Source organism: Pseudomonas syringae group sp. 247E2 (genome assembly GCF_032587795.1).
Lineage (GTDB): Bacteria > Pseudomonadota > Gammaproteobacteria > Pseudomonadales > Pseudomonadaceae > Aquipseudomonas > Aquipseudomonas amygdali.
The window spans coordinates 66081-78898 of sequence record NZ_JAWHPK010000025.1 but is presented as its reverse complement, the minus strand read 5'-3'; the positions used below and the strand labels follow the sequence as shown (position 1 = coordinate 78898).

The following is a 12818-nucleotide window of genomic DNA, read 5'->3' as shown; positions in this document are numbered from 1 at the left end:
CATGCGCAGGGTTCGGCCCGTTTATTTGCTGCCCGGTCAGACCGGGCAGTTCAAACGTTCAACATTTACTGCGGAAAGGCAGGCGGATTGACGTCTGCCATGTCTTCCATCACGCGAACCACCTGGTGGCTGTAGCCGAATTCGTTGTCGTACCAGACGTACAGCACAACGCGGTTATCGTTGACGATGGTGGCTTCGGCATCCACAACACCGGCGTGACGCGAGCCGACGAAGTCAGTGGACACCACTTCCTGCGAGTTCACAAAGTCGATCTGCTTGTGCAGGTCCGAGTGCAGCGCCATGTAGCGCAGGTACTCGTTCATTTCTTCGCGGGTGGTCGGCTTCTCGAGGTTGAGGTTGAGAATGGCCATGGACACGTTCGGCGTTGGAACGCGGATCGCGTTACCGGTCAGCTTGCCGGCCAGTTCAGGCAGTGCCTTGGCAGCAGCGGTGGCGGCACCGGTTTCGGTGATCACCATGTTCAACGCAGCGCTGCGACCACGACGGTCACCCTTGTGGAAGTTGTCGATCAGGTTCTGGTCGTTAGTGTACGAGTGAACCGTTTCAACGTGACCATTGGTGATGCCGAACTTGTCGTTGACAGCCTTGAGCACCGGCACGATGGCGTTGGTGGTGCAGGATGCCGCGGACACTATCTTGTCGTCCGCCGTGATTTCACCGTGGTTGATACCGTGCACGATGTTCTTCAGCTTGCCTTTGCCCGGCGCGGTCAATACCACGCGGTCGACGCCAGGGCAGGCCAGATGCTGACCCAGACCGTCGGCATCACGCCATACACCGGTGTTGTCCACCAGCAGAGCGTCCTTGATACCGTATTGGGTGTAATCCACCTCGGACGGGTTCTTGGCGTAGATGACCTGAATCAGGTTACCGTTGGCAGTGATGGTGCTGTTGGCTTCATCAATGGTGATGGTGCCATCGAACGGACCATGTACCGAGTCACGACGCAGCAGGCTGGCACGCTTGACCAGATCGTTTTCCGCGCCTTTGCGGACCACGATGGCACGCAGACGCAGACCGTCGCCACCACCGGTCTTCTCGATCAGAATCCGCGCCAGCAGGCGACCGATACGACCGAAACCGTAAAGCACGACATCGGTGCCCTTGCGCGGGCTGGTGCCCTGCTGACCCACTACACTGGCCAGCTCCTCACGTACGAACTGCTCGGGCGTGCGGCCGTTGCCTTCAGTCTTGAACTTAACGGCCAGCTTGCCCAGGTCCACCGAAGCGGCACCCAGTTTGAGCTCGCTCATCGCTTTTACAAGCGGGAACGTCTCGTGTACGGACAACTCAACCGCATCGGACTGACGATGACGCGCAAAGCGGTGAGCTTTGAGAATCGCGATGACTGAACGGTTGATCAGGCTGCGGCCATAGATCGAACTCACCACATTATTATTGCGGTAGAGCTGACCGATGAGCGGGATCATCGCTTCGGCGAGAGCTTCACGATCGATCCATTCACCAAGACACTGGTCGGGCTTCTGAGTCACGGGAACCTTCCACATGTAGGGGCTGAAAAAAGGGGCTACATTATGACCGCGCCTTTGTTTATGAGCAATGCGCGACTGTCATATCGATGGGCACTACATAATTTTCGCCCGTAAATACGCGGTAACACTCTGGAAAACTGACAGCCACCACCTTCCCCCGTTACAATCGCCGCCCCTGTTGCAACGCCTGGAGCCCGACCTTCCCGTGCCAGTTCTGCGTCTACCGCATCTTTCTGCCGCTGCAGGCAAACAACACTGGGGCAATCTTCCCGGTGCCGCACTGAGCCTGGCCATTGCCGAGGCCGCCAGCGCAGCCAAGCGCTTTACCCTGCTACTGACCGCCGACAGCCAGAGCGCCGAGCGGCTGGAGCAGGAGCTGAAATTTTTCGCGCCCACGCTGCCGGTTCTGCACTTCCCGGACTGGGAAACCCTGCCCTACGACCTGTTTTCGCCGCACCAGGACATCATTTCCCAGCGCATCGCCAGCCTTTATCGCCTGCCGGAGCTGGAGCATGGCGTTTTGGTAGTACCGATCACGACCGCCCTACACAGACTCGCGCCGACCAAATTCCTGCTCGGCAGCAGCCTGGTGCTGGATGTCGGCCAGAAGCTTGATGTGGAGGCCATGCGCACGCGCCTGGAAGCCAGCGGCTATCGCTACGTGGACACGGTTTACGAGCACGGCGAGTTCACCGTGCGCGGCGCATTGATCGACCTGTTCCCGATGGGCAGCAAGCTGCCGTTCCGTATTGACCTGTTCGACGATGAAATCGAAACCCTGCGCACCTTCGATCCGGACACGCAGCGTTCCATCGACAAGGTCGAGTCGGTGCGCCTGTTGCCTGCTCGTGAGTTCCCGCTACAAAAAGAAGAAGTCACGCGCTTCAAGGCACGCTTTCGCGAGCGTTTCGATGTGGACTTCCGGCGCAGCCCGATTTTCCAGGACTTGAGCAGCGGCATCACGCCTGCCGGTATCGAGTACTACATTCCATTGTTCTTCGAAGAAACCTCGACGCTGTTCGATTATCTGCCGCAGGACACTCAGGTGTTTTCCCTGCCGGGTATCGAGCAGGCCGCAGAGAATTTCTGGAACGACGTGCGCAACCGTTATGAAGAACGCCGCGTCGACCCTGCACGGCCACTGCTGCCACCGGCCGAGCTATTCCTGCCGGTGGAAGACTGCTTTGCACGCTTGAAAAACTGGCCGCGCGTGGTGGCCAGCCAGCAGGATGTCGATGCCGGAGCCGGACGCGAACGCTTCCCGGCCCAGACCCTGCCGGATCTGTCCATTGAAGCCAAGGCCAGTCAGCCATTGGCGGCATTGTCGACATTTCTTGATGACTTCCCCGGTCGCGTGCTGTTTACCGCCGAGTCCGCCGGTCGCCGTGAAGTGCTGCTGGAACTGCTTGAACGCCTGAAGCTGCGGCCGAAAACGGTTGACAGCTGGCAGGACTTCGTCGATGGCAAGGACAGGCTGGCAATCACCATCGCCCCGCTGGACGACGGCCTGCTGCTGGAGCAACCGGCACTGGCGCTGGTCGCTGAAAGCCCGCTGTTCGGCCAGCGGGTCATGCAGCGCCGCCGTCGCGAAAAGCGCACCGATGGCGGCAATAACGACGCTGTCATCAAAAACCTTACCGAACTGCGTGAAGGCGCGCCGGTGGTGCACATCGACCATGGCGTTGGCCGCTATCTGGGGCTGGCGACACTGGAAGTCGAAAATCAGGTCGCCGAATTCCTGATGCTGGCCTACGCCGAGGACGCCAAGCTGTACGTCCCGGTCGCCAACCTGCACCTGATTGCCCGCTACACCGGCAGCGACGACGAGAGCGCGCCGCTGCACCGCCTGGGCTCGGAAACCTGGCAGAAAGCCAAGCGCAAGGCGGCTGAACAGGTTCGCGACGTGGCTGCCGAACTGCTGGATATCTACGCACGCCGGGCAGCCCGCGAAGGTTATGCCTTCGCCGACCCGAAAGCCGACTACGCCACTTTCAGCGCGGGCTTCCCGTTCGAAGAAACGCCGGATCAGCAGACCACCATCGAGGCCGTGCGCGCCGACATGCTGGCACCCAAACCGATGGATCGCCTGGTGTGTGGCGACGTGGGCTTCGGCAAGACCGAAGTGGCCATGCGCGCCGCCTTCATTGCCGTGCACGGCGGGCGTCAGGTGGCCATTCTGGTGCCGACCACCCTGCTCGCCCAGCAGCACTACAACAGCTTCCGCGACCGTTTCGCAGACTGGCCGGTGACGGTCGAAGTGATGAGCCGCTTCAAGTCGGCCAAGGAAGTCAGTGCCGCTGTTGCCGATCTGGCCGAGGGCAAGATCGACATCGTCATCGGTACGCACAAGCTGTTGCAGGATGACGTCAAGATCAAGAATCTCGGTCTGGTGATCATCGACGAAGAGCACCGCTTCGGTGTCCGCCAGAAAGAACAGCTCAAGGCACTGCGCAGCGAGGTCGACATTCTGACCCTCACCGCAACGCCGATTCCGCGAACCCTGAACATGGCCGTGTCGGGCATGCGTGATCTGTCGATCATCGCCACGCCACCGGCGCGCAGGCTGTCGGTACGCACCTTCGTCATGGAGCAGAACAAGCCGACCATCAAGGAAGCCCTGCTGCGCGAGTTGCTGCGCGGCGGCCAGGTCTACTACCTGCACAACGACGTCAAAACCATCGAGAAATGCGCGGCGGATCTGGCCGAACTGGTGCCGGAAGCCCGTATCGGCATCGGCCACGGGCAGATGCGCGAGCGCGAACTCGAACAGGTGATGAGCGATTTCTACCACAAGCGCTTCAATGTGCTGATCGCCTCGACCATCATCGAGACCGGCATCGACGTGCCGAGCGCCAACACCATCATCATCGAGCGTGCCGACAAGTTCGGCCTGGCCCAGTTGCACCAGTTGCGCGGCCGCGTCGGGCGTAGTCACCACCAGGCCTATGCCTACCTGCTGACCCCGCCGCGCAAGCAAATCACCCCCGACGCGGAAAAGCGTCTGGAAGCGATTGCCAATACCCAGGACCTTGGCGCGGGCTTCGTGCTCGCCACCAATGACCTGGAGATCCGAGGCGCAGGCGAACTGCTCGGGGACGGCCAGAGCGGTCAGATCCAGGCCGTGGGTTTTACCCTGTACATGGAAATGCTCGAGCGCGCGGTCAAGTCGATTCGCAAGGGCGAACAGCCCAATCTCGATCAACCATTGGGCGGCGGACCGGAAATCAACCTGCGTGTACCGGCATTGATCCCCGAAGCCTACCTGCCGGATGTACACACCCGCCTGATTCTCTACAAACGCATCGCCAACGCGGCAGACGAAGAGGCGTTGAAAGACTTGCAGGTAGAAATGATCGACCGCTTCGGCCTGTTGCCGGAGCCGACCAAGAACCTGGTGCGCATCACGCTGCTCAAACTGCACGCCGAACAGCTGGGTATCAAGAAAATCGACGGCGGCCCGCAAGGTGGACGCATCGAATTCGCGACCGAGACTCCAGTTGATCCGCTGACCCTGATCAAGCTGATCCAGAGCCAGCCCAACCGTTACAAGTTCGAAGGTGCCACGCTGTTCAAATTCCTGGTGCCCATGGAGCGCCCGGAAGAGCGTTTCAATACCATCGAAGCGCTGCTTGAGCGCCTGACCCCGAAAACTGCTTGAAGGATTCACGCATGCGTCTGTTTCGTTCATTGATCCTGCTGCTGACGCTGATCGCGCCGACCGCGTTCGCCGACGGCTTGTATCAGGTCGAGATTCTGCTGTTTCGCCAGAACGGCGAACCCGCCTCGACCCGTCAGCTTGTCCCGGAAAACTGGGACAAGGACGCGCAGAAGATCGCCGCGACCGATGAACGAAGCCCCGCCCTCAATGATCTGGCCAGCAAACTGCAGGGCAGTGGCAATTACCAGGTGCTGATGCAGCGCGCCTGGCAGCAGAGCATCGGCACCGAGCCGGGCAAGGTTGCCGTCACCAGTGGTGACGAGCGGCTTGGGCACTTCCCTATCGAGGGCACCGTGAGTCTGGCGATGGCACGTTTTACCGATATTGGTGCACAATTCTGGGTCAACCAGCTGGACCCGCATGGTGTGGTCATCAGCAGTGAACGATTGAAGCAGACCGCCAGGGTAAAAAACGGTGAGCTGACCTATCTGGACAATGGCAACCTCGCGTTGCTGATCAAAGTTTCTCCTCTTTGATCTTTACGTACGCAAGGGACGCCAAGGCGCCCCCTTTCTTTTTGAGCATCGCTGCGGCGTAGGGCTTTTTAAAACTTGTCGTCCATTCTCGAAAAAGTCCTGGCTGCGGCCTGGACAGACCTATTCCACGAGCGAACGCTCGAGCGAGGGCGCGACTACGCCCGGCAAAAACGCATCGTGCTGGAAGACTCCAGCCCGCAGATCATCCGCACCGCCTGTCGGGGCTCGGGCCTGGAAATCTATACCCAGACACTGCTGTTCAAGGACCCCGATCGCTACAAGAATTACCTGACCTGCAAATGCACCTGCCCGGTTCGCAACGATTGCAAACATTGCGTGGCTGCCCTGCTGTTTCTGCAGGACCCGCAAAACCGTCCGTTGCTGCAGGCCGCACTGGCCTCGCACCAGCAAGAACCGGAAAAGCCCGTAGAGCAAAAACCCAGGCTGCCGGAGCGCCTGATCGATGACCTGCAGCCACGGCCCAGGCTGATTCTGGCCAGCATCGAGTTCAGTGCCTACGAGCCGCGCAACGGGCGCATGCAGCGGCACATTCAGCACCGTGCCGCGCTCGCCTTTGCCTACGGCAAGCATTACGCGGTCGGCACCACCAACGTCAGCATTCTGGTCAGCTCGCTGGGCAGCGATCTGGTGAATCAGAAAAGCGACATCATCGAACACACCGATACCGAAACCCTGCGCATCCGTCGTCAGGGCGAACGGGAGCGGCAGTTGCGTCAGGAACTGGCCGACCTGGGCTTCAAGGTCGCCACCCGGCAAAGCAAGGCGTTGCCCGACAGCGCCGGCGACATGTACGAACTGCCCAACGACAAGGCCTGGCTGCACTTTGTCCTCGATGACCTGCCGCGACTGCGCGAGCAAGGCTGGGAAATCGACATTCAGGACGAGTTCGGTTTCGACGTCACGCCGGTGGAAGACTGGTACGCGGTCATCGACGAAGAGAACGAACGCGACTGGTTCGACCTGGAACTGGGCATCATCGTCAACGGCGAACGCCTGAGCCTGCTGCCGATCCTGATCAACCTGATTCGCAGCCACCCCGAACTGATGAGCCCGTCGGCCGTGGCCAAGCGCGGCGACGAAGAACAGCTGCTGGTGCAGCTCAACCACTTCACCCAGAGCGGCGGCAGCCCGGTGCAGATCGCCCTGCCCTACGGCCGACTCAAGCCGGTACTGGCAACGCTGGGCGATTTCTACTGGCGGCAGGAGGGCAACAACGCGCTGCGCATGAGTAAAGCCGATGCCGCGCGCCTTACCCAGCTCGAAGACCTGCCGCTGACCTGGCAGGGTGGCGACCGTCTGCGCCACTTTGCCGAACGCCTGATCAACATCAAGGACGCGCCGGTCAGCCTGCCCGATGGCCTTAACGCCACACTGCGCCCTTATCAGCTGGAAGGCCTGAGCTGGATGCAGTCGCTGCGCGAGCTGGAAGTCGGCGGCGTGCTGGCTGATGACATGGGGCTGGGCAAAACGCTGCAGACCCTGGCTCACCTGTTGATGGAAAAACAGGCCGGACGCCTCGACCGCCCCGCACTGGCCGTCATGCCGACCAGCCTGATACCCAACTGGCTGGATGAAGCCGAGCACTTCACCCCGGACCTCAAGGTGCTGGCCCTGTATGGCGCCAATCGTCATCAGGACGCTGGCAACCTGCAGGATTACGACCTGATCCTCACCACTTACGCATTGCTGCCACGGGACCTGGAACTGCTCGAAAAACAGCCCTTCCACGTGCTGATTCTCGATGAAGCGCAGTACATCAAGAACCCCAACAGCAAGGCCGCCCAGGCCGCACGCAACCTCAACGCACGTCAGCGCCTGTGCCTGAGCGGTACGCCACTGGAAAACCACCTGGGCGAGCTGTGGTCACTGTTCCACTTCCTGATGCCCGGCTGGCTGGGCAACAGCAAGGAATTCAACAGCAATTACCGCACCGCCATCGAAAAGCATGGCAACCAGGACCGCCTCCACCACCTCAATGCGCGTATCAAGCCGTTTCTGCTGCGTCGCACCAAGGAGCAAGTGGCCACCGAGCTGCCACCCAAGACCGAGATCATCCACTGGGTCGACCTTAACGATGCCCAGCGCGACGTGTACGAAACCGTACGCCTGGCGATGGACAAGAAGGTCAGGGACGAAATCACCCGCAAAGGCGTGGCACGCAGCCAGATAATCATTCTCGAAGCGTTGCTCAAGCTGCGCCAGGTGTGCTGTGACCTGCGTCTGGTCAATCAGGACATGCCGGTCAACAGCAAACAGGGCACTTCAGGCAAGCTCAACAGCCTGATGGAGATGTTCGAAGAACTGCTGGCCGAAGGTCGCAAGATTCTGTTGTTCTCGCAGTTCACTTCGATGCTCAGCCTGATCGAGGAAGAGCTCAAGCAACGCGGCATCGCCTACGCGCTGCTGACCGGCTCGACCCGGGATCGGCGCACGCCGATTCATGACTTCCAGAGCGGCAAGCTGCCGATCTTCCTGATCAGCCTGAAAGCTGGCGGCACCGGCCTCAACCTGACGGCCGCCGATACCGTAATCCACTATGACCCGTGGTGGAACCCGGCAGCGGAGAATCAAGCGACCGACCGTGCTTATCGTATCGGTCAGGACAAGCCGGTGTTCGTCTACAAGATGATCGCGCGCGGCACCGTGGAAGAGAAAATCCAGCGCCTGCAACGGGAAAAGTCAGCGCTGGCAGCCGGTGTGCTTGATGGCCGCACAACCGGCGACTGGAAACTGCGCGACGAAGACCTTCAGGCCCTGTTTGCCCCGCTTCCCGCAGCCCCGAAGAAAACCCGCAAGTAAACCCGTCCGGCGCTATTCGACAGCAATATGCTGAAGGATCTGCGCCGTGGACAAGACCGTAGCGTATTCACCGTGCAGGTTGGCCAGCGACATCGCGTGCACATCTTCGGCACTGCGCGGCGTGCCGAAGAAGTCTGCTTGATCAAAGGTAAAGCAGGCGTCATGCGCGACCATCACGTTAAAGCCAAGATTGCCTCCACTGCGCGCGGTGGACTCGACGGAATTGTTGGTGATCACACCGACAATCACCACCTGCCCGATCCCGTCCGAGCGTAACCACATCTCCAGAAACGACCCGCAAAACGCGTCAGGCACCTGCTTGCTCAACTCCCGCTCATCGGCGTGCGGCAAGAACGCTGACTGGTACTCGACCCCCGACTGCTCCGGCCAGAACACTGATTGCGGCGACGTCGAGAAATGCCGAACGTGAATCACCGGACGCCCGGATTGTCGCCAGGCACCCAGCAGCGCGCCTATATTCGCCTCGGCTTGCGGATTGTTACGCCGCCCCAGCCTGGGATGATTGATCCCCTGCTGCATGTCGATCAGGATCAGCGCGCTGTTGCCTTGAATATCCATGATGAATCAGTCCGAACTTTTGGTTCAGCAGGACTATCGCAATCAAGGTCTATTCTGGTCTCAATCGTCGACAGGCTCAGGCTTGTCCGAGACCCGCCCTCCAAGGAGAACATCATGATCGAACACCTTAAACTCGCTGGCAAAGTAGCGCTCGTGCAGGGCGGCTCCCGAGGCATCGGTGCAGCCATCGTCCAGCGGCTGGCTAAAGAAGGCGCCGCCGTGGCATTTACCTACGTCAGCTCCGAGGTCAACGCTCTGGAGATTCAGGACAGCATCGTCGCCAATGGCGGCCGGGCCCTGGCCATTCGCGCAGACAGCGCCGATGAGAAAGCCATTCGCCAGGCCGTGCAGACCACCGCCGAAACCCTTGGCAGGCTGGATATCCTGGTCAACAACGCCGGCATTCTGGCCATTGCGCCACTCAATGAATTCAGCATGCAGGACTTCGACAAAACCCTGGCGATCAACGTGCGTAGCGTGTTCATCGCCAGCCAGGAAGCCGCTCGGCACATGGAAGAAGGCGGCCGCATCATCAACATTGGCAGCACCAACGCCGACCGCATGCCCTTTGCGGGCGGTGCCACGTACGCCATGAGCAAATCGGCGCTGATCGGCCTGACCAAGGGCATGGCCCGCGACCTCGGCCCGCAGGGCATCACTGTCAACAACGTCCAGCCCGGCCCGGTGGACACCGACATGAACCCGGCACAGGGCGAATTCGCCGAAACCCTGAAAGCACTGATGGCCCTGCCCCGCTACGGCACAAGCGAAGAAATCGCCAGCTTCGTCGCCTACCTGGCAGGCCCGGAAGCCGGCTACATAACCGGTGCCAGCCTGACCATCGACGGCGGCTTCAGCGCCTGAACTTCACGAGACGAGCGGCGGTGCGCCTTAGCGCCGCACCGCCTTCTCGGGCTTTTCAGTGGCGCATAAGCGTTTATTTGCTTAACCGCATGAAAAATCTGAAAAAAAGTTTTGCGTTAGGAAAAGGTTTCGACTACATTAGCGCGCCTCGACAGACACAACGTTGTCGTCGAGATACGGTGAGGTGTCCGAGTGGCTTAAGGAGCACGCCTGGAAAGTGTGTATACAAGAAATTGTATCGAGGGTTCGAATCCCTCCTTCACCGCCATATTTGAAACACACAAAACCCCTGAATTCGCTGAAGAATTCAGGGGTTTTGTGGTTTCTGGGGTCTGAAAAAGTGATCGTTGGACGCTACATGATGGGACAGAGCTGGGACAGAGCAGAAATTAAGGGTGGCAATGCCAAGGACGTCGTACACGATGATGCGACGTGAAGATGCGACCGTGTGACCGCATCTTCACAGGCATGCACAGGCTTGAAGCACATGTTATTTTTACCGCACATAGCGTGTATCGTAAAAAACTCAACCTTCGCCGCCACCGCCGCACGAAATCAGTTCAATAAGTCCCATTTGATACCATTTATTCTGGCAACTCCACCCGTGTTCAAATGTAAACGCACTTGCAGTGCCGCTGAATGCAACGCCCAATGCGAGCGCCAAGGCGATTCCAATATTTCGCGAACGCACTTTCTTCATATTGTCTTTCATAAATGCTCCATAGTTTTAGCAGGTAATGCGAGCCTATAAAGGCTGCATGAACGTCACAATACCCTACCGACTTTAACGCTTCATTGTCGGCACTCAAGGTACATTGCCGCGGCCCTAAAACGTGACCAGGCAAACAGCGACCCTAAGTCAGCTGCATGAGTTTTGATTTAGAGATGCGCTTCTCTATGGCACATTTGAGTACTGAAACCCAATACGATCAATAGCACAAATGGGCTAATAGCCTCATGCCACAAGGTCAGGCAGCACACGCGTCCCGGTGTCAGAATATTTGTCGCCTCTCCGGTTTTTCCTAGGGTTTTTCTGAAAAGTACTAGATTGCCGTCAGAAATCGCGTCCACAAGCTTTTCTGATTGTCAGATCCTGTTTCTGCCGTCCTGGCTGCACTGCTTTGCGGATCTGGAAGATGACGTACTACGGCCCCGATGGATCGTTGATTTGCAGGGTGTATGCCCAATTTCGTAGTGCCTTGGTCTGGCTCACTTTGCACTTCGGTGAATCAGACCAAGGATCAATGCTGGCAGCTGCTTGGGCAGCCGATAACGGATCGGACAGAACGTGCGTGGTCGCTGGCTGATCGAATCAATAATCGGTTCGCCGGCAGGATGTTTCTCCGCGCTGTATTTGCGCGAAAAGCAGTGATATGAAAACGTGACGTGCACCGCCAAAGTTTCCTGGCCAGCCTACTGACGATTTCGAAGAAAAACGACATGTTCAAAAGAGTCGACCAAAAGCTGTCGGTCAGATGTGTCCAAGAAGTTGTTGACGACTTAAAAAGCGCTCAGGTGCAACCGACTAAAACGTCCAAGTTTGCACTAATTTAGACACCCTTTCCTTCCGAGGCCTATATCGGGCAGGTTCGAATCCCTGCTTCACCGCCATACTTGAAACACACAAAACCCCTGAACTCGTTGAAGAATTCAGGGGTCTTGTGGTTTCTGGGCCTGAAAAAAATGGTCGTGGGATCGATTGCTTAGCAGCAGGCCTCACACGCGGCACACCCCCTTTCTCCAATCCGGAACGGCCACCCAAACGCCCTGCAGGCGTTTTGATAGCGCAAGCTCACATCAGAAAATAAAGATTGAATCCTCACAAAAAATGTTATTTAAATAACAGAAAATAAAGGCCGCCGATGCTTCCGTCGGCGCTGGTGAGGTCAAAATAACAATGAGCAAGATTGCAGTCATCGGCAGCAACATGGTCGACCTGATCACTTACATCGAACGCATGCCCGCCCAAGGCGAAACGCTCGAAGCACCGCGCTTTGCCATGGGCTGCGGCGGCAAGGGTGCCAATCAGGCCGCGGCCGCTGCGCTGCTGGGTGCCGACGTGCTGATGCTCAGCAAGGTCGGCGACGATGCTTTCGCCGATACCACCCTGGCCAATTTTCAACGGCTGGGCATTGATACGCGCTTTGTCGAACGGGTGCCGGGCGTGTCGAGCGGCGTGGCGCCGATCTTCGTCCAGGAGAACTCCCACAACAGCATCCTCATCGTCAAAGGCGCCAATGCCCACCTGAGCCCGGCCGATATCGAGCGCGCCGAGGCGCAGCTGCGCGATTGCGCGTTGATTGTGCTGCAATTGGAAGTCGAGCTGGCGACCGTTTACCACGCCATCGCCTTCGCTCACCGGCATGCCATCCCGGTGCTGCTCAACCCCGCCCCAGCCTTGGCCGGCCTGAGCCGCGAGCACCTGGCGCAGCTGGATTTCCTGATCCCCAACGAGAGCGAACTGGCACTGATCAGCGGCCAGCCGGTCACGTGCGCCGAGGAAGCGGCTCAGGCTGCGCGCCAATTGGTCGCGCTGGGCGTACGCCACGTCATCGTCACCCTGGGCGAACAAGGGGCGCTGTACGTCGGCGCCGAAGGCGAGTGGCAGGTGCCAGGGGTCAAGGTTCAGGCGCGTGACACCACCGGTGCCGGTGACGCCTTCATTGGCTGCTTCGCCCGACACTGGAGCCAGGAAGGCAATATTCGCCAGGCCATGCAGCAGGCGGTGGCCTACTCCGCCTGCTCGGTCACCGGCCTTGGCACGCAATCTTCTTACCCCGATGCGTCCACGTTTGCGCGATTCCTTGATGCATCGGCCAACTGACACTCACCAGCATCTCGCGGAGA

8 protein-coding genes and 1 tRNA gene are annotated in these 12818 nt (G+C 59.1%); 6 read left to right on the top strand and 3 right to left on the bottom strand.

The genetic code is table 11. From position 1 onward, the window contains the following. Positions 1–65: 65 nt before the first annotated feature. Positions 66–1529 (bottom strand): glyceraldehyde-3-phosphate dehydrogenase, encoded by a 1464-nt coding sequence (locus RYC18_RS20800; protein WP_005734450.1) that lies wholly within the window; start codon positions 1527–1529, stop codon positions 66–68. A 190-nt stretch (positions 1530–1719) separates the two neighbouring features. Here RYC18_RS20800 and mfd point away from each other — a divergent pair, with 190 nt between their 5' ends. The 3 genes from mfd (at position 1720) to RYC18_RS20785 (ending at position 8528) form a co-directional block, all read left to right on the top strand. Next, entirely contained in the window at positions 1720–5172 is a 3453-nt protein-coding gene (gene mfd, locus RYC18_RS20795) for a transcription-repair coupling factor (protein WP_005734448.1), read from the top strand. Between the two features lie 11 nt (positions 5173–5183). Then, complete coding sequence (locus RYC18_RS20790) at positions 5184–5708, top strand: CsiV family protein (RefSeq protein WP_004659810.1); 525 nt, start codon at positions 5184–5186, stop codon at positions 5706–5708. A gap of 75 nt (positions 5709–5783) precedes the next feature. Further along, positions 5784–8528, top strand: coding sequence for a DEAD/DEAH box helicase (locus RYC18_RS20785; RefSeq protein ID WP_004664558.1), 2745 nt, complete (start codon positions 5784–5786; stop codon positions 8526–8528). A gap of 12 nt (positions 8529–8540) precedes the next feature. Here the strand turns inward: RYC18_RS20785 and RYC18_RS20780 are convergent, their stop codons facing one another. Further along, entirely contained in the window at positions 8541–9107 is a 567-nt protein-coding gene (locus RYC18_RS20780; RefSeq protein ID WP_005744371.1) for a cysteine hydrolase family protein, read from the bottom strand. Positions 9108–9221: 114 nt separating this feature from the next. On the opposite strand from RYC18_RS20780, the gene RYC18_RS20775 reads away from it, so the two are divergent. Together RYC18_RS20775 and RYC18_RS20770 are read left to right on the top strand one after the other, a co-directional pair. After that, complete coding sequence (locus RYC18_RS20775; protein WP_005744370.1) at positions 9222–9971, top strand: 3-oxoacyl-ACP reductase family protein; 750 nt, start codon at positions 9222–9224, stop codon at positions 9969–9971. Positions 9972–10149: 178 nt separating this feature from the next. After that, positions 10150–10239, top strand: a tRNA-Ser gene (locus RYC18_RS20770). Positions 10240–10497: 258 nt separating this feature from the next. On the opposite strand, the gene RYC18_RS20765 is transcribed toward RYC18_RS20770, so the two are convergent. Then, a complete protein-coding gene (locus RYC18_RS20765; protein ID WP_004664555.1) occupies positions 10498–10683 on the bottom strand; it encodes a hypothetical protein in 186 nt (61 codons plus the stop codon). Positions 10684–11868: 1185 nt separating this feature from the next. Between RYC18_RS20765 and rbsK the strand changes: the two genes are divergently transcribed. Continuing rightward, the gene (gene rbsK, locus RYC18_RS20760; RefSeq protein ID WP_316886688.1) at positions 11869–12795 is read left to right on the top strand and encodes a ribokinase; all 927 of its coding nucleotides are present in this window, start codon (positions 11869–11871) and stop codon (positions 12793–12795) included. Positions 12796–12818: the final 23 nt, after the last annotated feature.